Consider the following 24285-nt stretch of genomic DNA (forward strand, 5'->3'; position numbering starts at 1 on the left):
ACGGCATTACCTGCCGTACACCAGTTGGGAGTTCGGCCATTTCGGCGGATTCGGTTTAATGCGAAGCGTTCGGACCAACGGCATTAAATAAGCGGCATCAGCATATTTGGCGCGCCTGTCAGTCGCGCGATGTGGTTTCCAGGCGTGCCTGTCGCCTTCCCAGCAAACCTCCGGTCATCGCCCAGCCCAAGGCAATCAGCGTACCGATCAACATCGCCAGTTGCGGGTATTCGCCCATCACATCCAGCCCCCGCTTGACCCAGCCGCTGAGCGCATCGCCGCCGCGGTAGACCACGGTGTCGATGAAGTTCTTGGCCTTGTACTTGTCCTCGGCGGGCAGCACGGTGAACAGCATCTCCCGCCCCGGCCGCACCAGCGCGTACTCACCGGCCCGGCGCACCACCATCACCACCACGAACACGGCGAACACCGGGGCCAGTGCCAGCCACAGGAAGCCCGCAGCCATCACCAGCGGCACCGCCACCAGCAGCACGCCCACCCCCAGGCGGCGAGCCAGGCGCCCGGTGAGGAACACCTGGGTGAGGATGGCCAAGGCCTGTACCACGGTGTCGATCAGGCCGAACACTTGGGTTTGCCGGGTACGGTCGGTGAAGGTTTCACTGACGATGCGTGCCTGTTCGAAATACAGGAAGGTGCTGACACTGGCGAGCAACACCACGAACAGGGCAATGCCCAGCAGGTAGGGCGAGCGCAGTACGGCAGTGGCACCGGCAAACGGATTGCCGCCCAGTGGCCGGGAACCTGCCCGCTCGGCTTGCGCCGGCAGTGGATGCCGCGTGCGCCAGCGTTGCAGGTACAACGTGGCGCCGATGCTGCCCAGCAGCAACGCTGCGGCCAACACCAGCAACCCGGCATGGCCCAGCGGCGCCACCAGCAGCGTGCCCAGGATGGGGCCACTGAGCCCACCCAGGCTGGCCCCGGCCGCCAGCAGGCCGAACAGGCGCTTGCCTTGCGCGGTGGAAAACAGGTCGGCGAGCACGCTCCAGGCCAGCGAGATGCTCAGCAGGTTGAACACCGACAACCAGATGTAGAAGGCCCGAGCCGTCCACGAAGCTTCCGGATTGCGGGCAAACAGCACGGCGAACAGCAGCAGGTTGCTGGCGAAGAAGCCGTAGGTCCAGGGCAGGATGTACCGGCGCTGCACCTTGGAGGCCAGACAGCCAAACAACGGCAGGCACGCCAGTGTGGCGATGAAGGTGCCGGTGAACAGCCATTGCAGGTTGTCCACGCCACCGGCAACGCCCATGGTTTCGCGCACCGGGCGCAGCATGAAATAGCCAGTGAACAACAGGTAGAACAGCAGCAAACCGGCGATCACCGCCGGCCCTTCGCCGGGCTGGATGTTCAGCCCCTGGTCCAGGCGCCGCCGCCAGGCTGCCATGGTGTCAGGCAAACTGCTTGATCAGCGCCTGTTGCTGCGCCTGGGTCAGCAACGGCCCGTGCCCGGCCTTGAGCTGGTCTAGTTGGCGCTCGGGGCGGCTGGTCGCGGGGATGACCGTGGTCACCGCCGGGTGACTGATGGCGAACTTCAGAAACAGCTGCGCCCAGCTGCCGATACCTGCCTCTGCGGCCCAGCCGGGCAAGGCCTGGTCCTTCACCCGGGCGAACAGGCGGCCATCGTCGAATGCCCGGTTGATCAGCACGGCGACGCCCTTGTCCTGGCACAGCGGCAGCAGTTCGCGGGCGGCGTCGGGGGCATTGACCGAGTAGTTGATCTGGATGAAGTCCAGCGGTTCGCTGCGCACGATGCGGGCGACCTCGTCCTGGCCACTGTTCAGGTAATGGGTGATGCCGACATAGCGGGTCTTGCCCTGCTGCTTCAACTCGCGGGCATAGGGCAGCTGGGCCTGCCAGTCGCGCAGGTTGTGGATCTGCAGCAAGTCGACCTTGTCGGTGCGCAGGCTCTCGAGGCTGCCGGCCCATTGCGCTTCGGCGTCTGCCCGGCTGTCGGCGGCGATCTTGGTGGCGATGAAGCACTGCCGGTGCCAGCCGCCCTCTTCCAGCAGCTGGCCGAGAATGCTGTCGGCGCCGCCGTAGTTGGGCGAGGTGTCGATGACCCGGCCACCGCCTTCGAAGAACGCCTTCAGTACAACTTTCAGCTGCTGGTACTGGGCCGAACCGGCTTGCACTTCGAAACTGCCGGAGGTACCGGCACCGATCACCGGCAGCGCTTCACCGGTGCTCGGCACGTTGCGGGTCAGCAAGCCCGCCGGGGCAGCGGCGTGCAACCAGGGGCTGGCGGCCAGCAAGCCCAAGGTAGCACCCGCACGTAGGACATCACGACGTGCGTACATGGAAAAGCTCCCGTCACGAAGCGGAAACTTTCAAGGCTAGCCGCTGTACCCCACTGCGCCCGGTGTTTCTGTATCTGGATGTTTAGCGATCAGGCTTGCAGCAGCAGGCTCAGGTCGACACCCGTCTCGCTCATGGGCGGGCACCAGTAGTATCCACCGGTCAGTGGCCGGCTGAAGCGGTACAGGCCGTCGATGATGCCGTCCTCCAGGCCGCTCATGCGCCGCAGCTGCACCTCGAACGCATCGAAGCTGTGGCCCAGGGCCACGAACGCCAGGCCAGCGCCACGTTGGTCTGCCCAAGCCACCGAACGACGGACGATGAACGCCTCTGGTTCGAAGCTTTCCTGGGCCGTGCGCTTGACGTGGGCGGACTCGGGGGCGTCGTCGAGCTCTTCGTTGTCGCTGAGGCGGCGGCCGATGATGTTGTCCTGGTCGGCCTGGGGCAGCGACTTGAAGTACTCCAGGTCGTGCTTCCACAACTGGAACGCGGCAAAGCTGGAGCCATCGGCGCCAATGGCCGCTTGCACGGCCTCTTCGTCCACCGGGTTTTCGGTGCCGTCCTCGTAGCCGGTCAGGTCATGGCCGCCACGGTGCAGGAAGCCGTCGACGCTGTCGGCCAGGCGCAGGGCCGGTGCCAATGCCAGCTCCAGGGCCTGGGCCCGCAGCAGCAAGTCGCCGCGCTCGTTGCCGCGCAGCCACAGCCACAGGGCGTGTTGGGTGCTGGGGTTCTCCACTGCAGCATCCAGCTGCGGGAAGGCGCGCAAGCCAGGTACTGCACGGCCCAGGGCCTTGGCCAGCGGGGCGCCGACACCCAAGATCAGCTGTTCGCCATCGACCTGCGGCAGCAAGGCATCCAGGGCGGCAGGCAGGGCCTCTGGCGACTGCAGGGTGAAGAACAGGTGACGGGCGTGGGCCGGCACCGGGGTGGCAAGCAGACCTTGCTGGAACGGCATGACAGGCTAATCCTCGGTAAAAACGGGAATGCTACTGCGCCTGCAGGCCTACTGCAACGCGGCATACAGCCTCGCTGGCCGCTGCGCTTGGTAACAAACGGTTACCAAGGGCTGGCGCTTTGCAATTAGCTATGAATCAGGGCCGACCTACACTCCTCGGGATCCTTCGCCCGAGAGACCGCCCATGACCGCCTCACCTTTGCTCACCGCCTTTCTGCCGCTGGCCCTGGGCATCATCATGCTCGGCCTCGGGTTATCGCTGACCCTGGCCGACTTCGCCCGCGTGGTGAAATACCCCAAGCCGGTGGTGGTAGGCCTGATTTGCCAGATCCTGCTGCTGCCGCTGGTGTGCTTCCTGATTGCCAACGGCTTTGGCCTGGAGTCGGCCCTGGCGGTGGGGCTTATGTTGCTGGCCGCCTCGCCTGGAGGCACCACGGCGAACCTTTTCAGCCACCTGGCCCATGGCGATGTGGCGTTGAATATCACCCTGACGGCGGTCAACTCGCTGATCGCGATCCTGACCATGCCACTGCTGGTGAACCTGTCCCTGAGCTGGTTCATGGCATCGGACCAGGCCATACCGCTGCAATTTGCCAAGGTGATGCAGGTGTTCGCCATCGTCCTGCTACCGGTGGCGCTGGGCATGCTGGTTCGCCGCTTCGCACCCGCTTTCGCCGCGCGCATGGAGAAGCCGATGAAGCTGGTGGCCGCGTTGTTCCTGGCGTTCACCATCGTCCTGGCGCTGGCCAAGGACTGGCAGACCGTGGTTGCGTACGCGCCGGTGGTGGGCCTGGCTGCGCTGCTGTTCAACCTGCTGAGCCTGAGCGTGGGCTACTGGGTGCCCCGCCTGCTGAACATTCCCAGGCGCCAGGCGATTGCCATCGGCATGGAGATCGGCATCCACAACGGCACCTTGGCGATTGCCCTGGCATTGAGCCCTTCGTTGCTGAACAACGCCACCATGGCGGTGCCGGCGGCGCTGTACAGCCTGATCATGTTCTTCACCGCGGCGGCGTTTGGCTGGTGGGTGAGCCGCGGGCATGTGGCGGCGCAGCCCAAGGGTGAAACAGTGAACTGAGGGCCTTTCCACGTACCCTGTGGGAGCGGGTTTACCCGCGAAGAATCCAACTCGGTGCATGGCACCGGCTGCGCCGGTGTTCGCGGCTGAAGCCGCTCCCACAGGGTCCCTGCTGACTCAATGAGTCATGTGCAGTTGCATCATCGTGGGCTGCTCTGCCAGTCCCTGTCACAACTGGCTGCGCTTACGCCGCAACTGCTGTTTCAGCACCTTCAACGGCGGTGCATAGAAAAACCCGAACGACACACTCCCCGTGCGCCCCTTCACCGCATGATGCAACCGGTGCGCGCGATGCAAACGCTTTAGGTAGCGGTTGACCGGCCGTGGCTTGCATGGCCAGTGCCGATGAAAGAACCCGTCGTGGGCCACGACATACAGCACGCCATACCCCGCCACCCCGCCGCCCACCCACTGCAAGGGCGCATAACCACCCTTGCCAAGGGCCACCAGCAGCGTGGCGATAAGCCCCAGGGCCACCAGGTACAGGTCATTGGTTTCGAGCATGCCCAGTTGCGGCTCATGGTGCGAGCGGTGCAGCCACCAGCCCCAGCCATGCATGATGTACTTGTGAGCCAGCGTGCCAACGCCCTCCATGGCCACCAGGGTGCCGAACAGCACGGCGAGATTGAACAGCATGGAACGGTCCGGGGGATGGCAAGGGAAGGCGCAAGGGTACCGATTGCCCGCATTTTTTTCCATGCAGGCGTGACCGGTAGCAGGCCCATTGCGGATGAAGCCATTGTCATGTTTTTGCCCTTGACCTGGCCTGCCACGGGGCGTAAGGTCCGCGGCGCAATTTTGCATCCCTGAACAGGAGATCTGCATTGGACAGTAGCCCCAGTCGCATGCGACAGGCCCACGTGGCGCGCTAGTCCGGCAGTGTCTCTGCACTGTCTGGCCGGCCTGGCAAGACGGTGGTTTCTTGTAATCCCCCTCTTCTTCCTCCCCCTTCGTGGTCCTGCGCATTTTCTGGTTTTTCAACCGCGCCAGCTGATGGCGTTCTTGCGGGCGTGTGCCCGTGGAAGAGGTTTGCTATGGATTGGAAAGTATTTCTGCTGCGTGTCAGCATCGCCCTGCTGCTGGGGGCGCTGATCGGCGCCGAACGTCAACTGCGCCAGCGCCTGACCGGGCTGCGCACCAATGCACTGGTCAGCACCGGTGCCTGCCTGTTCGTGCTGATGACCCAGGCGGTGCCGGGCATGGCGCCCACCGATGCGTCGCGTATCGCCGCGTACGTGGTATCGGGCATCGGTTTTCTTGGTGGCGGCGTGATCATGCGCGACGGGTTCAACGTACGTGGCCTGAACACCGCCGCCACGCTGTGGTGCACGGCCGCGGTCGGCGTGCTGTGCAGCCTCGGGCTGCTGCTGGAAGCGACGCTGGGTAGCCTGGTGGTGCTGTGTGCCAATATCCTGTTGCGTGACATTGCCCAGCGCCTGGACCGCCAGGAAGTGGTGCCGGCGAGCGAGGTGGAACAGCACTTCGAGGTGCGCATCGTCTGCCGCGCCGAGGACGAGATCCAGGTCCGCAGCCTGATGTTGCATAGCCTGGGCGACCCGCAGCTGCGCCTGCAGTCACTGCACAGCGAAGACCTGGCGAACCCCGCACGCCTGGAAGTACGCGCCGAACTGCTCGGCACCGCGCAGGCACCAGCACAACTGGAGCGGTTGGTCAGCCGGGTCAGCCTGGAGAAAGGTGTAAGCTCGGTGCGCTGGCAATTGCAGCCGCAGGTGCTGGCGGCAGACTAGAACGAAAGGACTTCTTCATGCGCATTCGCCCTACCCTCGAGCAAGACATTCAATGGCTGCCGGGCGTCGAACGCTCGGCTGCCCAGGCCTTTGCCGCCCGGCCGGCGCTGGCATGGCTGGCGCAAGGAGATGTGATGGACTGCGGCACCCATCAGGCATTTGTCGAAGCTGGCGGGAGCTGGGTGGCCGAGGGGCCGGATGGGCGCATTCTGGGGTTTGCCTGTGCCCGGTTCGAGGATCAGGCGCTGCATCTTCATGAAGTTTCGGTGCGTCGGGAGGCCCAGGGGCAAGGCGTCGGGCGCAAGCTGCTGCAGCAGGTGGCCGATGCGGCGCGCCAGGCGGGGGTGCGGGAGCTGACCTTGACCACCTTTGCCGATGTGCCGTGGAATGCGCCGTTCTATGCGCGGTTGGGGTTCGAGGTGATTGATGAGGGGCTGCTGGATGCACGCTTGCAGCAGATTCTGGCCGAGGAGCGTGCCCATGGGCTTGAGGGCCGTTGTGCGATGCGCCTTGGCGTAGATAACTAGACCCCCGGGGCTGCTTTGCAGCCCATCGCCGGCAAGCCAGCTCCCACAGGTAATGTGCATCTCTTTGGCACTGCGCGGTCCCTGTGGGAGCAACTGTCTTGCTCAAATTCTAAAAGTTGGCGCGATTCCCTGTGGGAGCGGCCTTGTATCGCGAAAGGGCTGCAAAGCAGCCCCAGCAATTTCAACTATTGCGCATCAATCCTGGGGCCGCGTTGCGGCCCTTTCGCGACACAAGGCCGCTCCCACAGGTACAGCGAAAACCTAGAGATCAACGCTGTACCCGTGGGAGCTGGCTTGCCGGCGATGGGGCCGGTGCAGGCAACCCGGGGCCTTCATTCATCTACACTCACCACCGAACTTTCTGCCACACAATACCCATCCCGCCCCTGGCGCTTGGCCTGGTACAGCGCCGCATCCGCTGCCGCCATCAGGCGCTCGGCCGTCACTCCCTCCCGCGCCAGGTCACCCACGGCAATCCCCGCACTGAACGACACCCGCCCCAGTGGGCTGCCCGCATGCTCCAGCGGCTGCCGACGCAACAGCTGTTGCACTTCCTGCACCAGCAGTTCCGCCCCGCGAACATCGGTATCAGGCAGCAGCAATGTGAACTCCTCGCCGCCATAGCGTACAGCCAGGTCGGCCGGCCGCTTCAGTGCCTGCTGCAGCACCTCGGCAAAGCGCCGCAGACACTGGTCGCCCGCGGGATGCCCGTATCGGTCGTTGTAGGCCTTGAAGTAATCCAGGTCGAGCATCACCAGCGCCAGCGGATAGCCCTGGCGTCGCGCCCGGCGTAGCTCCGGCTCGAACACTGCATCCAGCCGCCGGCGGTTACCCAGGCCGGTCAGGCTGTCGGTCAGTGCCAGGGCCTTCAGGGTCTGGTGTGCCTGGTGCAGCGCCCGCTCGATGACGATACGCTCGCGCAACTGGCGCAACACCACGCCACCAAAGGCCGCCAGCCCCACCAGCAACAGCAGCAAGACCGCCACCGACTTGATTGCATCGTGTCGCCAGGGCGCAACGATCGACTCCCGCGACAAGCCCGCCTCCACTACCAACGGGTAGCTGCCCAGCGCGCGAAAGCCATACAGCCGTGGCGTGCCGTCCACCACGGCGACCGCCTCGGCCACCCCTTCGCTTGCATACGGCAGGTGCTTGCGGAAGATCTCGCTGCTGCTCAGGCTGCGGCCCACCACCTGCTCGACGAACGGCCGCCGTACCAGGATGGTGCCGTCGCGCTTGGCCAGCACCAGCGCGCCACGTTCATCGATCTTGAAGTCGCCGTAGTAGCGCACGAACCACTCCACCTTGATGGTGCCCAGCAACACCCCGGCGAAGCTGCCATCGGCATATTGCAGGCGCCGTGAAATGGGGATGATCAGGTCGCCAGTGGAACGGCTGCGCACCACCGAACCGATGTGTACCCCACGGTCGGTATGGTCGCGGTGGTAGATGAAGTAGTCGCGGTCGGCATTGTTGGCATTGGGCGGGACTACCGCCTGGTCGGTCACGATCCAGCTGCCATCCGGGCCATACACGAACAACCCGTGCAACTGCGGCATGATGCTTTTCTGCTGCACCAGCAAGGTATGCAGACGCGGCCGGTCGATGTGCTCGAAGCCGTCGCCTTCCAGGCGCTCGGCCAGCGCCGCGGTAATTGCGTCGACCTGGCGGATGGCGTCTTCGGCATGCTGCGCCGTGGCCCGGGCCAGGTTGGTGACCATGTTTTCGGCGTTGATGAAGGCGTGCCGGTAGTCGCGCCAGATACGCCAGCCTTCCACCACGACGAAGGCCAGCATCACCACCAGCATGAACGCCAGTACCAGGCGGAACAGCGCCACGGCGCGGCCCTCGCCTGTTATCGCGAAGAACCCGTCTTCATCCTGTTTCCTGGCTGCACACATTGAAATCCCTAGCCACACCGAGTTCGCCGCCCTTCACTATAGTTCAGCACCACCTGGGCGCAGCCGGCCAGGAAAAAGATTAAACCTTTGCCGCCCATTCACCCTCAACCGTACGCGACACTGAGGTCGCGCCACGGTTTAAGGAGTGAAGCATGAGCAGTCTCTTCATCAAGCGCGTCGGTTTTTCGATGGTGTTGGGCCTGGCATCGGTACACGCGATGGCGGCGAGTTCCGATGACTTCGTCGAAGCGGCCACCGAGGCCGGTATTGCCGAAGTGGTCACCGGCAAGCTGGCTTTGGAAAAAACTCAGAATGCCGAAATCAAGACCTTCGCCCAGCAGATGGTCACCGACCACACCCAGGCCAATCAGAAACTCGGCGACATCGCTCGCAAGCTCGATATATCCGTACCCGATGAGGCGGCAATAACCGACAAGGTCAAGAAAATGATCCTGGAATGGCGGGAGGAGTCGTTCGACAAGTCCTACGTCAACAACCAGGTCGACGCTCACGAAAAGGCAGTGGAGCTGTTCAAGAAGGAAGCGGCATCTTCTGACAAGGCTGAATTGAAGGCCTTTGCCAGCGAAACCCTGCCCAAGCTAGAACAGCATCTGGAGCATGCCAAGGCGCTTCAGGCCAAACACGCCAAGTGAGGGCCGCCATGAGTAACGATGCATTGAAAGCCGAAGTGCTGACTCGCCTGCTGCATGCTCACCCCCAGGGGCTGGGCAAGGAAGTGCTGGACAACTACCGGGGCGAGAAGGCCGTGGCCGGTATGCTCAAGACGCTGCAGGAGGCCGGTTTGATTCAGGATGGCAGCGTGGCGGTGAGCAGCGACCATCAGATCAGCGTGAACTACCCCATCAAACTCTCGGCTGCGGGCGTGGAGGCAGCCAGACAAGCCGAAGACTGAGCGCTCCCTCCCGCCCAACCTTGTCGCACAGGGAACAAGGTTCGAGAGCGTGTCACATTCCCTGTGGGAGCGGGCGTGCCCGCGAAGGGCGCAGCGCGGTGTATGGCACCGGCTACGCCGGTGTTCGCGGGCATGCCCGCTCCCACAGGGCCTCTTCGCAGCTACTGCGCCGCGTTGGCGGCAGACAACTGCGACTGACACTGGTGCAACGCCTCGTCTCGCGCCTTGAGCTGCTCTTCAAGCTGCTGCAACTGGCGAGCCTGTTCCGTGCACAAGTCGCGCCTGGCCTCCAGATTCTGGGCCTGCACATCCAGCTGCCGACGCATTTCCTCGCTGGCACCCTGCGCCTGGGCCAGGATCGTGCGCAAGCCCTGGATCTGCGCATCACGCTGTTCCAGTAATTCATCCTGCGCCCTGCAGGCGCTGGCAGCCTGGCGATGCTCACCCAGCAAGCGCTCGTTGTCGCGGTGCAGGCGGGTCAGCTCGTCCTGCTTGACGATCATTCCCTGCTGCAGTTGGCGTACTTCCACCTGCAACTGTTGCAGTTGCGCTTCGTGGCGGCGCTGTTCCTGTTCACGCTGTTCGCGGCTGGCGTTGCGGTAGTGTTCCAGCGCATCGCGGGCATGACGGTGCTTGTCTTCCAGTGATTTGACCTGCTCGTCCTTGTCGGCCAGGCGCACCTGCAGCTCGCCCAGCGATTGGTTGAGGCTGGCACTGCGCAGCTGTTCGGCCTGCAGGGTGCTTTGGGTGGAGAGCAGTTTCTCCGATTCGGCCGCCAGCGCGGCCGCGTCGATCTGATGCTGCTGATGCGCCGCAGCCAGTGCCTGCTGGGCAATCGCCAGCTGCGCCTCCAGTTGTTCGCGCTGTCGAGTGAAGGCGCTTTCGGCCTGCTCGATCTTCAGGTCGGCCTCGTCCTGCAACTGGGTTGCCAGCTGCCCGACCATTCGGCTCAGCACGTCGCTCAGCGCAATGCCGCCCTCGGCGGCCACAGGCTGCTGGCCATTCAACTCTTTCAGGTAGCGGTGAATCGTGGTCTTGGAGCCGGTGTTGCCCAGTTCGATACGTATGGCATCGATGCTGGGGTTCTCGCCCCGGGCAATCAGCGCCTGACGCGCCTGCTGCACTACAACCTTGTTGATACCGCCCCGGGCCATGCTTGCTCCTACGATTTTGTAACGTGTTATGTACCATGTAATTACGTACCAATTATGGAGACATGCCATTGCCCATGCAAACATTTCCTATGGTGGAATAATCACGGCTTATCGCATGTGAGTGGTTCATGAAGGCCGTGCAAGGGAATAAAGCAGTACGCCAGACAGCAAAACGCCCCGCTCGGCTTCAAGCCGGCGGGGCGCTGCAAAAGCTGACGCAGGGAGCGTCAGGTGTAGTGTTCAACCCTGGCAGGCGTTCTACGCATCAGCACCTTGCCGTAGCGTACCGACACCAGCGCATGCCCCTGGCTGCGCACCATTTCGTAATCGTCCGGCGCCGACAGCAGCAACAGGTTCGCCGGCCGCCCCACTTCGATGCCGTAGCGCTCGCCCAGGTTCAGGGTGCGGGCGCTGTTGTCGGTGATCAGGTCCAGGCAGCGCTGCAGGTCTTCGTAGCCAAGCATGTGGCAGATGTGCAGGCCGGCCTCGAGAATACGCAGGATGTTGCCATTGCCCAGCGGGTACCAAGGGTCGACGATGGAATCCTGGCCAAAGCACACGTTCATCCCGGCCCGGTCGAGCTCGGCCACGCGGGTGACGCCGCGGCGTTTGGGGTAGTTGTCGAAACGCCCTTGCAGGTGAATGCTCTCGGTCGGGCAGGACACGAAATTGATACCCGACTGCTTTAGCAGGCGGAACAGCTTGTAGCAGTAGGCATTGTCGTACGAGCCCATGGCCACGGTATGGCTGGCTGTCACCCGGGCGCCCATGCCGCGCACCCGCGCCTCTTCGGCCAGAACTTCGAGAAAGCGCGACAGCGGGTCGTCGGTCTCGTCGCAATGCACATCCACCAGGCAGCCGCTGCGCTCGGCCAGGTCCATCAGGAACTTGACCGACGACACGCCCTGGTCGCGGGTGTTCTCGAAATGCGGGATGCCGCCAACCACGTCGGCACCGATGGCAACCGCTTCGGTCATCAGCGCCCGGCCGTTGGCATAAGACTCGATACCCTCCTGGGGGAAGGCGACGATCTGCAGGTCGAGCAGGTGGCGCACTTCGTCACGCACTTCGACCATGGCCTTCAGCGCGGTCAGAGTGGGGTCGGTGACATCGACATGGGTACGCACATGCTGGATGCCATGCTCCACCAGCATGCCGATGGTCTTTTTCGCGCGGTTCTTGATGTCGTCGTGGGTGGTGATCGCCTTGCGCTCGGCCCAGCGTTCGATGCCTTCGAACAGGGTGCCGCTCATGTTCCAGCGCGGCTCGCCGGCTGTGAGCGTGGCGTCCAGGTGGATGTGCGGCTCGATGAAGGGCGCCACCACCAGGTTCTGCCCGGCATCCAGGTCATCGGCAGCGCGCGTCGCCACCCCTTCGGCCTGGGGCACGATGGCGGCGATGCGTTCGCCGCTGAGCTCGATGCGGAACAGGCCGGGCTTGCCGCGCAGGCGTGCGTTGATGATGTTCATGATGCTTCTCCCTGGGCTTTGCGGGTGGCCCTACCAGCATAGTGGCCGAAATCTCATCTGCCCGGTTAGCGCGGACCTTTGTAGGAGCGGCCTTGTGTCGCGAAAGGGCTGCGTAGCAGCCCCAGGATTTCAGCGCAGATGCACAAATTGCTGGGGCTGCTTCGCAGCCCTTTCGCGACACAAGGCCGCTCCTACAAGAGCTCGCGCAGGGCCATGCAGTGCGTTACTGGCTAGCCAAGCCCATCTGCCAGAAGTCCGCCTCCAGGCTGGACGCCTGGCCGAAAATCCCCACCAGCTCGGCAAACCGTTGCTCGGTCATGCTCCGCGCTGCCAGCTCGTCCAGATGCTTGCGCGCCGCGGTGGCGACCCCCTGATAGCCTTCACCGGCATACTCGGCGATCCACTCGCGGTACGGGTGATTGCTCAGATCGCCAATGCGCTCGGACAACGCCCGGCCAATCTCGGCATAGCCGATCACGCAAGGCGCCAGCGCCACATGCAACTCCAGCAGGTCACCCGCGGCACCGCAGTCCAGCACATAGCGGGTATAGGCAACCGTGGCCTGGTGTTCTGGCGCGGCCTCGATATCCGCCTGGGTCAGGCCCCAGCGTGCGCACAGGCGCAAGTGCAGCTCGGTTTCATCCAGAATCGCCGCCAGCCCGGCCTGCGCGGCGCGGATGTCGGCCGGGCGTCGGCTCTTGTAGGCGGCCAGCGCCCAGGCGCGGGCGAACTGGATGAGGAACAGGTAATCCTGTACCAGGTAGGTGCGGAAGGCGGCTTCGCTCAGCGTACCCTCGCCCATCTGGCGCACGAATTCGTGGTCGACATAGCTGTTCCACTGCGGCGTGGCGGCAGCCGTGAGGCGGTCGAAGATATCCATGCTCATTTGTCCTCCGGGTAGACAGCATCGAAGAAGGCCAGTTCCAGCGCCACGGTGCGCTGGTAGAAGTCAGCCGCCAGCGCGGCTTCCTGCGGGCCGACGCGGTCGAGTTCGGCTTGCAGGAAGGCAACGAAGTCCTGGAATGCCGGGTTGTCGTGCAGGGTGATCCATTCGGCGTGGACGAAGTTGTCCGGCATCGGCTTTGGCGCCTTCAGCGCCCAGTCCAGATACAGGCCTTCGGCGACGTTGAGCACCGCCAGCGCGGCCACATAGGACCGGGTGGCCGCCGCTTCGCGCATGATCGCCTTGAAGCCTGCGGTTGGGACGGTGTCGGCCGGTTCGCTGCGTTGTGCGGGGCTTACCTCCAAGGCCTCGAAGGCGCGCAGGAAGTAGGTGTTCTCGTCACTGGAGATCATCCCGGCAAAACGACCGAAGCGCAGGCGCGCCTCGAAGGTGTCGGCGGTGGCGATGGCCGCGCCCAGCAGGGTCAGGAAGCTGTCGAGGAAGCGGTGGTCCTGCACCAGGTAGTCGACCATGATCGGGTCCGGCAGGCTGCCGTCGCACAATTGGGTGACGAAGCGGTGGCCAACGGCCGCCGACCAGGTCGGCTCGCTGCGGCGGCGCAGGGACTGGCTGAAGCGTTCGGTCATGTTGCTGTCCTTGATGGGGGTGACAGCGAGACCGCGATGGTTGGCATGGACGGGCCTCGCAGTGAGGCCGGCAAAAAGGCAGGTTTCAAGTCCCATCCCTTCGCCGGCATGATCCGGATCAGGTTCTAAGGGTCACCGCGCTGCAGCATCCAGCGGTTTCTCAGCCCGTTGCCAGGCTCCCCTTGGTGGCGCTCAGGTATACCCCAGGGCGCCGCTGCTGTCACCACCAATCTGGGGGAATGGGTGACCCACTAGTGGGGACCCCTCACCCATTTTTGACGCCATGGTATTTAGCGCGCATCAGGCGCCACAAGGATTTGTTTAGAAACATATTCCTCGTATTTGGGTTGGCACACCCGTTGCTCGAGCCCCAGAAACGGGCAAAAAGCCATGATGTCGCAAATGAGGCGCAAGGCAATGAAAACACCTGCCGTGATCCACCCTGCCAGGCATGCATTCCAGCTGTCCACCATCGCTACGCTGATGCTCGGCCTTGGGCTGGTCACGGCGACAGCGGCGCCCATGGACGACAACAGCATGCCCCCGCCGACCGACCCGTCGGCCTACACTGATCAGCCGGCTGACCCGACCCAGCCCTTGCTGGACCTCTATAGCATGCCAGAGGCGAATCAAGGCTCACTCGAACTGACCGATGGCGGGTACGGTGACCGCAACACGGTAAGCGCAAACAACGTGTTGCCACCGGCCCTGCAAACCGGGGAAAAATACCCCACCAACGGCAAGCCCAGCCCTTTGTTCGGGGCGCTGCCGTTTACCCAGCAGTTACTGCTGTTCGAGGAATTCGGCACGGAAAAACTCGACCCCACGTTGCCGCCGCCGCCCCTGACCTTCCCGGTGCCCACCTTGGGCGCAGCACCGGCGCAGGACCCTAATGTGGTGGCCCGCAGCGGCCCTAGCGGCACGGCCCTGGAAGCCTTCCTCAAACAGCCGGGCCTGTACCCGTTCCCGACCCAGTATTCCAACGTGCTGGACCGCAACCCGTGGAAGGCGCAAATCGAGATGTTCCTCAACCGCCAACCGGTCGGTTCGCCGGCGGAAGGCCGGCCACCAGGAAAAGGCTGGTCGCACCAGCGCTGGAACGAGTTCTACCCGCAGGCGGGGTTCAAGACCGCCCAGGCCGGTGCGCGCATCAACCTCGGCCTGCGTGACCGCAAGCAACTGCACAACTATGCGGTCGGCGAGTTCGCCCCGGGTGGCCTGTACTACCAGACCTCCGACATCCCGAACACGCTGGGCACCACCAAGGGCATCGACACCCGCTTCCACCCAAAAATGCCGCTGCAGAACCACAAGTCACTGTGGACCTTCGACGGCACCTTCCCGCCCAAGCTGCTGATGGTGCGTTATGGCCAGCCGATCCTGATGCGCCATTACAACGCCCTGCCGATCGACCCTGCGGCCAACAACGGCTTTGGTCTGCACACCCTCTCCACCCACGAGCACAACGGCCACTCCCCGGCCGAAAGCGATGGCTATGCAAACGCCTACTTCTTCCCGGGGCAGTACTACGATTACCGCTGGCCACTGCAACTGGCCGGCTACGACACCATCAACACCCGTGCCGAAGACCCACGCGCTGCGTTCCCTTGCTCGGCGGGCGAAACCTTGTTCGTCAACGATGCCAATCCCGGCCTGAAAACCTGCCAGAACGGCAGCATCAAGATCCGTGGTGACTGGCGCGAAACCATGAGCACCCACTGGTTCCACGACCACATGATGGATTTCACGGCGCAGAACGTCTACAAAGGCAACGCCGTGATGATGAACTACTACAGCGCCCTGGACCGCGGCAACGAGGCCCTGCAGGATGGCGTCAACCTGCGTTTCCCCAGTGGCTCGGGCATGCCGTGGGGTAACCGCGACTACGACGTCAACCTGGTGATCGCCGACAAGGCCTGGGATACCAACGGCCAGCTGTGGTTCAACCCGTTCAACACCGACGGCTTCCTCGGCGACCAAATCCTGGTCAACTGGCAGTACCGGCCCACGCTCAAGGTACGCGCACGCAGCTACCGCTTCCGTATCCTCAATGGCTCGGTGTCGCGCTACCTGAAGCTTGCCGTCGTGCGGGAGATCGCCGGCAACAGCGGCGAGTTCAAAGGCCCTACCGGCTCCAACCTTTCATACGCGCGGGTACCGTTCCACATGATCGCCAACGACGGCAACATCATGGAACACACCGTGCCGTTCGACGGCACCATGGACCTCAACGGTGACGGCAACCTGCAGGACAACAACGGCGTCCTGCCGCTGCAGGGTATCGCCGAACGCTACGACATCATCATCAACTTCGCCAAACACGGCATCAAGGTCGGCGACAAGCTGTACCTTGTCAACCTGGAGGAACATCAGAGCGGCAAGGGCCCGGAGGGTGCCATTGCCCTGGCCGATGTGCTGTCGGAAAAATACAAGGCGGTGATCAAGCAGACCAGCAACGGGCCTGAGTGGGACAACGGCGACCCGGCGATCGGCAAGTTCATGCAGTTCGTGGTTCAGCCCTACAGCGGCCAGGACCTGAGCATGGACCCGGTTGCCTATGAACCGGCCAAGCCGGGCAAGGCCGAAGGCCTGAAAATGCTGCCGCTGCCGATAGACCGTAATTCGGCCACCGACCAGGCCAAGCTCAAGGATGCCCGCCATCGCGAGTTCATCTTCGGCCGCTCGGACGGTACCGACACCCAGCCCTGGACCATCAAGACAGATGGCAGCTTTGGCTACTCCATGGACCCACGTCGCATCAACGCGGCGCCACAGTTGACCCAGCAGTCTACCGACGGCGGTTTCAGCGGCGACGGTACCCTGGAAGTATGGAAGATCATCAATGGTGGCAATGGCTGGAGTCACCCGGTGCATGTGCACTTCGAGGAAGGGGTGATCCTCAGTCGCGACGGCAAGGCCCCGCCAGAATGGGAAAAATGGGCACGCAAGGACGTGTATCGCATAGGTCCGGATACCGACTCGTCCAAAGAGGTGGAAATGGCCATCCGCTTCCGCGAATTCGCCGGTACCTACATGGAACATTGCCACAACACCCAGCATGAAGACTCGTCGATGCTGCTGCGCTGGGACCTGGAACACCCAGGCCAGTTCCAGGTGATGCCGACCCCACTACCGGGTTGGGATGGCGTGGAGTACGTGGCTTCGGTTGGGCTGCCGACCTTCCGCACCGAAGGCCATGATAACGACGAGCCGACCAACAAACCGCCGGTTGCGGCCAACGACAGCGCGGCTACCACGGCCGGCAAGCAGATCACCTTGAACGTGCTGGCCAACGACACCGACCCGGAAAACAACCTGCCGTTGACCGTAGTCGGCCTCAGCCAGCCGGACTCCGGCCAGGGCACTACCAGTACCGACGGCAGCACGGTCACCTACGTCCCACCGGCCACGGTAACCACAGCGTTCACCGCCAGCTTCAACTACACGGCTCGTGACGCCAAGGGCGCCGAATCGGTGGCCCCGGCCACGGTCAGCATTGCGGTGAGCCCGGCAGCGGCGGTCGACCAGATCCAGGTCACCAGTGCCACGGTGCAGGTGCGCAGCGGCAACCGCTTTACCTGGGACATTTCGGGCACCACCACGGTGGCCACCGGCAACAGCATCACCGTGACTGCGGCAACCACCAGTGGCCCGCTGCTGCTGGGTACGGCCACGCTGAGTACCACTACCAGCGGCGCCCGTTGGCGCTTGTCGACCACAACCACCGGCAGCGGCCCGGCCACACCGGCGACCGTGACCGTGAAATCGGCGCTGGGGCAGAGCGTGACGGCGCCGGTCAGCATCAGGTAACCGAAAAGCGGGGGCCGCTGTGCGGCCCATCGCTGGCAAGCCAGCTCCCACCTCGACCGCATCGGCTTCAAGCATGTGCAGTCCTTGTGGATGCTGGCTTCCATCTCGCCCCCTGTGGGAGCCGGCTTGCCGGCGATGGGCTGCATGGCAGCCCCGCTACCGTTATCGACGAGGACCGCATCATGTCCGGCTCATGGCGTTTCCTGCTGGTGCTCTCGCTGTTCGCCGCCAGTATCCCGTTCTGGCCGTTGCAACCACAGCAACCCGTGGCCGAGGAAGCTGCAACTCCCTGGGGCGCAAACTATTTCCCCAACATCTCGCTGCTCACCCAGGACGGTGAAAAGGTGCATTTCTTCGACGACCTGATCAAGGACAGGGTGGTCGCCATCAACTTCATCTTCACCGGCTGCTCCGACTCCTGCCCGGTGGAAACCGCGCGCCTGCGTCAGGTGCAGAAAATCCTCGGTGACCGGGTCGGCAAGGACATCTTCCTCTACTCCATCAGCATCGACCCCTACAACGACACCCCCGCCACCCTCAAGCGCTACGCCGAAAAGTTTGGTATCGGCCCCGGCTGGACGCTGCTCACCGGCGAGCCGGCCGATATCGAACAATTGCGCCGCAGCCTGGGCCTGTACATCGATGGCCTGGAAAACGGCCGCTCCAAGGACCACAACCTGAGCCTGATCATCGGCAACCAGGCCACCGGCCGCTGGATGAAAGCCTCGCCCTTCGAAAGCCCGTACATCCTCGCCGACCGCCTGGGCAACAGCCTGCACAACTGGAAACAGGCCAGCGCCATGGCCAACGACTACGCCCAGGCTCCCGAGGTGCGCGCCCCCAGCAGTGGCGAGCAGCTGTTCCGTACCCGTTGCTCGTCCTGCCACACCCTGGGCAACGCCGAACCAGGGCAGCCCGGCATCGGCCCCGACCTGCTGGGCGTGACCCGCCAGCGTGATGCCAGCTGGCTGACCCGCTGGCTGAAGGAGCCCGACCTGATGCTGGCCCAGAAAGACCCCTTGGCCATGCTGCTGTACGAACAGTACAACCGCGTGGCCATGCCCAACATGCGCCTGGGCGATACCGAAGTCAGCGCGCTGATGAGTTACATGGAGGAAGAAACCGCGCGCCTGCAGACGCCCCTGGCCGATAAGGGCAATCCTTAAAGGCAATTAGCCATCAGTCATTAGGCTGTCATCTTACTGTCGTATTTTTTCGACCATCACCCAGGGTCGGGAACTATCAGCAGTGATTCGCCGTTCGCTTTCATCCGCCAGCCTTCTGCGGCTGCTGATCCTGATGCTCTGTGCAGCCACCCTGGCCTTTCTCTGGGGGCTGCACGTTTCGCAGAAGGCCGCCGCCCGCCAGGACGCGCTGTCGGCCAAGGCCGCCGAGCACCTGAACCTGGCCAGTATCGTCGGCGAGAGCCTGCGCCAGCTGGTGGATCGCGCCCAAGCCGTGGGCCGGGTCACCCAGGACGACATGAAGGTGCTGCGCCAGGGCAGCGTCAGCCTGGCGCGGATGCTTGCCGAAGACCCGGTATTCAAGCGCATGAGCCTGTATGACCGGCAAGGCCGGCTGTTGTCGGCCAGCCATGCCGACGAGGCTGCCGAGCTGCCCGAAGACTGGTTGCGCCAGCTGCAGCGGCACGTTGCCCGCTACGGCTTTAAACCGTTCCTGCCCAGCGTGCAGCCCCCCGGCCAACCGGCCACCCTGCCCAACTGGCACCTGCCCTTCCTGCTGCCGCTGACCAACCTGCCCGGCCGCGAAATCGACAATATCCTGGTGGTGCAGCTGGACATCGGCTACCTGGCGGTGCTGCTACAGTACATCGACCTGGGCAGCAGCGGGCTGGTGCGCCTGTTGCAGGATGACGGCCTGGAGCGGTTGCGCATCGATAGCAGCGGCGTGGTGGTGGCCGGCGACGCCCTGCTGCCCGGGCTGCCGGACAGCGGCAGTGAGGCAGGCATGCTGACCCAGTACGCGGCCGGCGACCCGTACCAAAGCCTGTACCGGCGCCTGCCCGAGCGGGGTTTCAGCGTGGTGGTCAGCCAGCGCCAGGACGAAATCCTCGCGCCTTCGACGCTGGCCTATTCCCGGCAGTTCTGGCTGAACCTGAGCATGACCCTGATGATCCTCGCCAGCCTGCTGTGGACCTTGCGCCTGTTGCGCAAGCGCCAGGAGGCCTTCAACGCGCTGGAACAGGCGCAGCAGGTCAACCAGCAGTTGATCGGCCGCCTCGAGGACGAACACCGGCGCAGCAGCCATGCCGCGGCCACCGACCACCTCAGCGGCCTGCACAACCGGCGCCAGTTCGTCGAGGTGGCCAGCCAGGCGCTGACCCGGCAACGCGGCAAGCGCCGGCTGATGGCGATCCTGTTCATCGACATGGACCGCTTCAAGTCGATCAACGACTCGCTCGGGCACAAGGTCGGCGACCTGCTGCTGCAGGCCGTGGCCGGGCGTATCCAGCGTCTGCTGGAGCCAGGCGACGAGGCTTCGCGCTTTGGTGGCGACGAGTTCGTGGTGCTGCTGGCCGGCGAGCGCAGCGAGGAACAGATCAATGCCTGGGTCCGCGTACTGGTGCAGAAGCTGTCGGCCACCTACGCGCTGGACGGCCAGGAGGTCAACACCAGCCCCAGCGTGGGCGTGAGCATCTGCCCGCGCGATGGCCAGGACATCGACAGCCTGATCCGCAGTGCTGATGCCGCGATGTACTCGGCCAAGCAGGCCGGGCGCGCCCAGTACCGTTTCTTCGACCCGTCGCTGAACCTGGCCGACATCCACGCCTTCACCCTCGAACAGGCCTTCGGCAGCGCCCTGGCCGAGCGCCAGTTCGTGCTGCACTACCAGCCACAGATCCGCCTCGACACCCAGCAGGTGCTGGGCTACGAAGCGCTGGTGCGCTGGGACCACCCCGAGTTCGGCCTGCTGTACCCGGACCGGTTCATTGACCTTGCCGAACGCAGCGGCTTCATTGTCGAACTGGGCTGGGAAGTGCTGCGCCTGGCCTGCGAGGCCTTGTCGGGTTGGCACGCCCAGGGCCGGGAGACTCGGCTGGCGGTCAATGTATCCGCCCTGCAGCTACGCCAGGCGGACTTCGCTGCACGGCTATTGAGCAAACTGCAGCAGTACGCCATCGCCCCGCAGCAGCTGGAGCTGGAAATCACCGAAACCACCATCCTCGACCCCGAAGGCACGGCGGTGGCGCACCTGCACACCCTGCGCGACGCTGGCCTGGGCATCAGCTTGGACGATTTCGGCCGCGGCTACGCCGGCTTCGCCCACCTGCACTCGCTGCCGCTGAGCAAACTGAAGATCGACCGCTCGCTGATTGCGCCGCTGTCCAACAGCCACGACGACAGCCCGATCGTGTCGTCCACCATCATCCTTGCCAAACGCCTGGGCCTGGAAGTGGTGGCCGAAGGCGTGGAAACCCGCGAACAAGTGGTGTGCCTGAAGCTTGCCGGCTGCGATATCGCCCAGGGCTACCACTTCAGCCGGCCGCTGTCGCCGGCGCAGTTGCGTGACTACCCGCTCTTCAACGGTGTCGAGGACAAGGCCTGCGTGTAACGCAAGCCCTGGCGAATCCGCCGGAATGAACCGATCATGCCTGACGCGCCACGCCTGTAGGAGCGGCCTTGTGTCGCGATCGGGCCGCAAAGCGGCCCCAGCAATATTCGCGTAAACGCTGAAATCAGAGGGGCCGCTTCGCGGCCCGATCGCGACACAAGGCCGCTCCTACAGGGGCCGGGCATGTATTACCAACCCATTTCGGTTTATCGTGTGCCCATCATCTACTCGCACCCGCACCATGACCGACATCGAGCGCTACCTCCGCGCCGCCACCCGTGACAACACCCGGCGCAGCTACCAGGCCGCCATCGAGCATTTCGAAACCCACTGGGGCGGTTTTCTGCCGGCCACGACCGAGAGCATCGCCCGCTACCTGGCCGATCACGCCGACCAGCATGCCGTCAGCACCCTGCGCCAGCGCCTGGCGGCGCTCAGCCAATGGCACGTCGCCCAAGGTTTCCCCGACCCGACCAAGGCGCCGCTGGTGCGCCAGGTGCTACGCGGCATCCGCACCTTGCACCCGACCCCGCCCAGGCAGGCCGCGCCGCTGTTGCTGCAGCACCTGCAAAGCGCAGTGGAATGTTTCGAAGAAGAAGCCCGCCAGGCCCGGGAACAGCATGACCTGGCCACCCTGCGCCGGGCGCGTCGCGACGCTGCGCTGCTGTTGCTGGGTTTCTGGCGCGGTTTTCGGGGTGATGAACTGGCACGCCTGCGCGTGGAGCACATCCAGGCCGAGGCCGGCGTCGGCATCACCCTGTTCCTGCCACGCAGCAAAGGCGACCGCGAGGCCCTGGGCGTACAACACCGCACCCCGGCCCTCAAGGCCTTGTGCCCGGTGACGGCCTACCTGCAATGGCTGGAAGTCGCCGGCATCGCCCATGGGCCGGTGTTCCGCAAGCTCGACCGCTGGGGCAACCTCGGCGACACCGCGCTCAACAGCAACAGCCTGGTCGGCCTGCTGCGGCGTATGCTGGAACGCGCCGGGGTACCGGCGGCGCTGTATACCGGCCACTCGCTGCGCCGAGGCTTTGCCACCTGGGCCACGGCCAACGGTTGGGAGTTGAAGGCGCTGATGAGCTATGTGGGCTGGAAAGACGCCAAGTCGGCGTTGCGCTACATCGACGCGGCGCAGCGCTTTGGTGAACTGGCCGTGCTACCGGCCAGCCAGGCGCAAAAGCTCATTCCTTGAAGGTGTGCCGGGCGATGCCGCCAATTTCCGGGCTGATGGCATACAGGTCGCCAGCGTCGGGGTAATGGTGCAGGTCTTCGGCACTCATGCCGAAGCGCGCGGTACTGATGAACAAGGTGTTCATGCCCGCCCCGCCAAAGCAGCAACTGGTGGGGCACGGCACTGGCATCAGCACCTGGTCGGTCAGGTGGCCGTTGCTGTCATAGCGCAGCAGGCAACTGCCATGGTACTGGCACACCCACAGGCCGCCTTCGCGGTCCAGCGCAAGGCCGTCCGGGCGCCCCAGTTCGGCAGGGGTTTCGGCAAACAGGGTGACCGCACCAAGCCGGCCTTCGGCCAGGTAGCTGGCGCGGTAGATAGAGCGCGCCGCCGAATCGACGAAGTACACCGTGTGGCCATCCTGCGACCAGGCAAGGCCGGTGGGTAACGCCATGTCGTCGTGGATCACCTGGTCGCTCAACTGCCCGTCAAAGCGGAACAGCGCCCCGGTGTTGCCACTCAGGGCATCGTCCATCAGCCCGGTTACGAAGCGGCCCTGCGGGTCGCAGGCGCCGTCGTTGAAACGGTAGGTCGACCGTGGGTGAACCGAGACCGAATGCCGGCGTACCTTGCGCAGCGGCACGTCGAAGATGGCCACGCTGGCGTCTTCGGTGAAAATCAGGTTGCCCTGGTCGGTCAACGCCAACGCGCCGATGCGTGCCGCGGATTCGTACAGGCATTCGGCTTCGCCATCGGGTGTCAGGCGGTTGATCCGCCCGCCTGAGATATCGACGAAGTACAACGCGCCGCTGCATTCATCCCAGACCAGGCTCTCGCCCAGGTCGGCGCGGGTGTTGGCGACGTTGACTGGCACATGGCTGCATGCCTTGAGGCGGTTACGCAGTTCGTCCACCTCCGCCAGCGTCATGGAACAGGCCAGTCCCAGGCCCTGTGCGGCATCGGTGAAGACCCCAACGTTGTCGTGGAAAGGCTCTGTGACGGGCATTTGCTGGCTATCTTCGATTCTCCTTTCTACGATAACAACAAAAAAATCAATGACTTAATATTAAAAGCATGTAACTTTGATATCTCATGGATATCACCGCCGGTTCACCGGGCCGAAGGACCGCAGGATGATCGAGACACGTTTGCTTCGGCAGTTCGTTGCCGTGGCCGAAGAGCTGCACTTCCACAAGGCCGCCGCGCGCCTGCACATGGCGCAACCACCGCTGAGCCAGGCGATTGGTCGCCTCGAGGACAAGCTCGGTTTCAGCCTGTTCCTGCGCAACAAGCGCGGGGTGCGGCTGACTGCAGCGGGCACGGCCTTCCTCGACACCGCCTACCGCACGCTGGCCGAGCTGGAACAGGGCATCGAGTATGCGCGCAATGTGTCCGCCGGCATCTGCGGCAAGCTGGACATCACCGCCATTTCCATCGCTTATTACGAGTCGCTGCTCACCACCTTGCGCCGCTTTCGCGAGGCGTACCCGAACGTGCAGCTGACCATCCGCGAGATGCCATCGGCCGTGCAGGCCAAGGCCCTGCTGGCCGGTGAGGCGGATATCGGCTTCATGCGCAGGTTGCCGTTGCCGGCTGGCACCCTAGAGTCACGGTTGCTGCTCGACGAGCAAATCGTGATGGCCCTGCCCGCCCGCCATGCCAAAGCACGGGAGGGGGCGGTAGACCTGCGCGATTTCGCTGATGAGGATTTCGTCTTCACCCCGCAAGCCCTGGGCAGCGGCTACCACGCGCAGTTGACGGCGCTGTGCGAGGCGGCGGGTTTCTACCCCAGGGTGGTGCAGGAAGCGGCACAGGTTCACACCCTGCTCGGCTTGGTGGCCTGTGGTTTTGGCGTGGCCCTGGTGCCGGCCTCGTTCATCGGCTCCATACCGCGCGAGCGCGTGCAGTTCCGAGCAATCCTGCCAATCGACGACCAGCCCACCCCGGGCCTGGGCTTGTACATGAAATGGAACGCCCGGAATGCTTCACCGGCGCTGGCCAACTTCATTGCCATGTTCGAGAACCTGGGCGGGACGGCGTCCCAACTTGCCCGCTCCCAGTAACCGCGCTTCTGAACATCGCATAAAACCTGTGGGAGCGGGCATGCCCGCGAACACCGGCGAAGCCGGTGCCATGAAACCGC

At 64.1% G+C, this 24285-nt stretch carries 20 protein-coding genes and 1 riboswitch; of the genes, 10 read left to right on the forward strand and 10 right to left on the reverse strand.

Going from position 1 to position 24285, the window contains the following annotated elements:
- Positions 1–118 precede the first annotated feature (118 nt).
- From ACGLHT_RS17535 to ACGLHT_RS17545, 3 genes are all read right to left on the reverse strand, one after another.
- On the reverse strand, positions 119–1402 hold the full coding sequence (locus ACGLHT_RS17535) for an NTP/NDP exchange transporter (RefSeq protein ID WP_274120556.1): 1284 nt from the start codon (positions 1400–1402) through the stop codon (positions 119–121).
- 4 nt (positions 1403–1406) lie between these two features.
- Positions 1407–2315: an aldo/keto reductase gene (locus tag ACGLHT_RS17540; RefSeq protein WP_274120554.1), complete on the reverse strand. Its 909-nt coding sequence runs from the start codon at positions 2313–2315 to the stop codon at positions 1407–1409.
- An 89-nt stretch (positions 2316–2404) separates the two neighbouring features.
- On the reverse strand, positions 2405–3268 hold the full coding sequence (locus ACGLHT_RS17545; protein WP_274120553.1) for a Dyp-type peroxidase: 864 nt from the start codon (positions 3266–3268) through the stop codon (positions 2405–2407).
- 184 nt (positions 3269–3452) lie between these two features.
- On the opposite strand from ACGLHT_RS17545, the gene ACGLHT_RS17550 reads away from it, so the two are divergent.
- Positions 3453–4346, forward strand: a complete 894-nt coding sequence (locus ACGLHT_RS17550; RefSeq protein WP_274120552.1) for a bile acid:sodium symporter family protein — start codon at positions 3453–3455, stop codon at positions 4344–4346.
- Between the two features lie 168 nt (positions 4347–4514).
- On the opposite strand, the gene ACGLHT_RS17555 is transcribed toward ACGLHT_RS17550, so the two are convergent.
- Positions 4515–4982: a sterol desaturase family protein gene (locus ACGLHT_RS17555; RefSeq protein WP_274120551.1), complete on the reverse strand. Its 468-nt coding sequence runs from the start codon at positions 4980–4982 to the stop codon at positions 4515–4517.
- A 398-nt stretch (positions 4983–5380) separates the two neighbouring features.
- Between ACGLHT_RS17555 and ACGLHT_RS17560 the strand changes: the two genes are divergently transcribed.
- Together ACGLHT_RS17560 and ACGLHT_RS17565 are read left to right on the forward strand one after the other, a co-directional pair.
- On the forward strand, positions 5381–6094 hold the full coding sequence (locus tag ACGLHT_RS17560) for an MgtC/SapB family protein (protein ID WP_013972648.1): 714 nt from the start codon (positions 5381–5383) through the stop codon (positions 6092–6094).
- Positions 6095–6111: 17 nt separating this feature from the next.
- The gene (locus tag ACGLHT_RS17565) at positions 6112–6621 is read left to right on the forward strand and encodes a GNAT family N-acetyltransferase (RefSeq protein WP_025339069.1); all 510 of its coding nucleotides are present in this window, start codon (positions 6112–6114) and stop codon (positions 6619–6621) included.
- A 332-nt stretch (positions 6622–6953) separates the two neighbouring features.
- Here the strand turns inward: ACGLHT_RS17565 and ACGLHT_RS17570 are convergent, their stop codons facing one another.
- Positions 6954–8522 carry a sensor domain-containing diguanylate cyclase gene (locus ACGLHT_RS17570; RefSeq protein ID WP_137163897.1) on the reverse strand — a complete coding sequence of 523 codons (1569 nt, stop codon included), beginning with the start codon at positions 8520–8522 and terminating at the stop codon, positions 6954–6956.
- Between the two features lie 152 nt (positions 8523–8674).
- Between ACGLHT_RS17570 and ACGLHT_RS17575 the strand changes: the two genes are divergently transcribed.
- Both ACGLHT_RS17575 and ACGLHT_RS17580 read left to right on the forward strand, forming a co-directional pair.
- A complete protein-coding gene (locus tag ACGLHT_RS17575; RefSeq protein WP_075045201.1) occupies positions 8675–9175 on the forward strand; it encodes a DUF4142 domain-containing protein in 501 nt (166 codons plus the stop codon).
- Positions 9176–9183: 8 nt separating this feature from the next.
- Positions 9184–9435, forward strand: a complete 252-nt coding sequence (locus ACGLHT_RS17580) for a hypothetical protein (RefSeq protein WP_075045200.1) — start codon at positions 9184–9186, stop codon at positions 9433–9435.
- Positions 9436–9596: 161 nt separating this feature from the next.
- Here the strand turns inward: ACGLHT_RS17580 and ACGLHT_RS17585 are convergent, their stop codons facing one another.
- From ACGLHT_RS17585 to ACGLHT_RS17600, 4 genes are all read right to left on the reverse strand, one after another.
- The gene (locus tag ACGLHT_RS17585; protein WP_137163896.1) at positions 9597–10589 is read right to left on the reverse strand and encodes a DNA-binding protein; all 993 of its coding nucleotides are present in this window, start codon (positions 10587–10589) and stop codon (positions 9597–9599) included.
- 227 nt (positions 10590–10816) lie between these two features.
- Positions 10817–12058 (reverse strand): cytosine deaminase, encoded by a 1242-nt coding sequence (codA, locus tag ACGLHT_RS17590; RefSeq protein WP_274120550.1) that lies wholly within the window; start codon positions 12056–12058, stop codon positions 10817–10819.
- A 223-nt stretch (positions 12059–12281) separates the two neighbouring features.
- Positions 12282–12944, reverse strand: a complete 663-nt coding sequence (tenA, locus tag ACGLHT_RS17595; protein ID WP_137163894.1) for a thiaminase II — start codon at positions 12942–12944, stop codon at positions 12282–12284.
- Positions 12941–13588 carry a TenA family protein gene (locus ACGLHT_RS17600; RefSeq protein WP_274120549.1) on the reverse strand — a complete coding sequence of 216 codons (648 nt, stop codon included), beginning with the start codon at positions 13586–13588 and terminating at the stop codon, positions 12941–12943. Before ACGLHT_RS17600 ends, tenA begins: the two co-directional genes overlap by 4 nt.
- A 78-nt stretch (positions 13589–13666) precedes the next feature.
- A riboswitch (TPP riboswitch) is annotated at positions 13667–13781 on the reverse strand.
- Between the two features lie 224 nt (positions 13782–14005).
- Between ACGLHT_RS17600 and ACGLHT_RS17605 the strand changes: the two genes are divergently transcribed.
- The 4 genes from ACGLHT_RS17605 (at position 14006) to ACGLHT_RS17620 (ending at position 22163) form a co-directional block, all read left to right on the forward strand.
- The gene (locus ACGLHT_RS17605) at positions 14006–17398 is read left to right on the forward strand and encodes an Ig-like domain-containing protein (RefSeq protein WP_274120548.1); all 3393 of its coding nucleotides are present in this window, start codon (positions 14006–14008) and stop codon (positions 17396–17398) included.
- 182 nt (positions 17399–17580) lie between these two features.
- Positions 17581–18564, forward strand: coding sequence for an SCO family protein (locus ACGLHT_RS17610; RefSeq protein ID WP_274078893.1), 984 nt, complete (start codon positions 17581–17583; stop codon positions 18562–18564).
- 82 nt (positions 18565–18646) lie between these two features.
- A complete protein-coding gene (locus ACGLHT_RS17615; RefSeq protein WP_274120547.1) occupies positions 18647–20971 on the forward strand; it encodes a bifunctional diguanylate cyclase/phosphodiesterase in 2325 nt (774 codons plus the stop codon).
- A gap of 241 nt (positions 20972–21212) precedes the next feature.
- A complete protein-coding gene (locus tag ACGLHT_RS17620; protein ID WP_137163889.1) occupies positions 21213–22163 on the forward strand; it encodes a site-specific integrase in 951 nt (316 codons plus the stop codon).
- Here ACGLHT_RS17620 and ACGLHT_RS17625 read toward each other — a convergent pair.
- The gene (locus tag ACGLHT_RS17625) at positions 22153–23070 is read right to left on the reverse strand and encodes an SMP-30/gluconolactonase/LRE family protein (protein ID WP_274120564.1); all 918 of its coding nucleotides are present in this window, start codon (positions 23068–23070) and stop codon (positions 22153–22155) included. The two genes, ACGLHT_RS17620 and ACGLHT_RS17625, sit on opposite strands and share 11 nt — an antisense overlap.
- Before the next feature lie 205 nt (positions 23071–23275).
- Between ACGLHT_RS17625 and ACGLHT_RS17630 the strand changes: the two genes are divergently transcribed.
- Positions 23276–24205 carry a LysR substrate-binding domain-containing protein gene (locus ACGLHT_RS17630; RefSeq protein WP_274120546.1) on the forward strand — a complete coding sequence of 310 codons (930 nt, stop codon included), beginning with the start codon at positions 23276–23278 and terminating at the stop codon, positions 24203–24205.
- Positions 24206–24285 lie beyond the last annotated feature (80 nt).

This window comes from Pseudomonas sp. PsB (assembly GCF_043658375.1).
GTDB lineage: Bacteria > Pseudomonadota > Gammaproteobacteria > Pseudomonadales > Pseudomonadaceae > Aquipseudomonas > Aquipseudomonas putida_Z.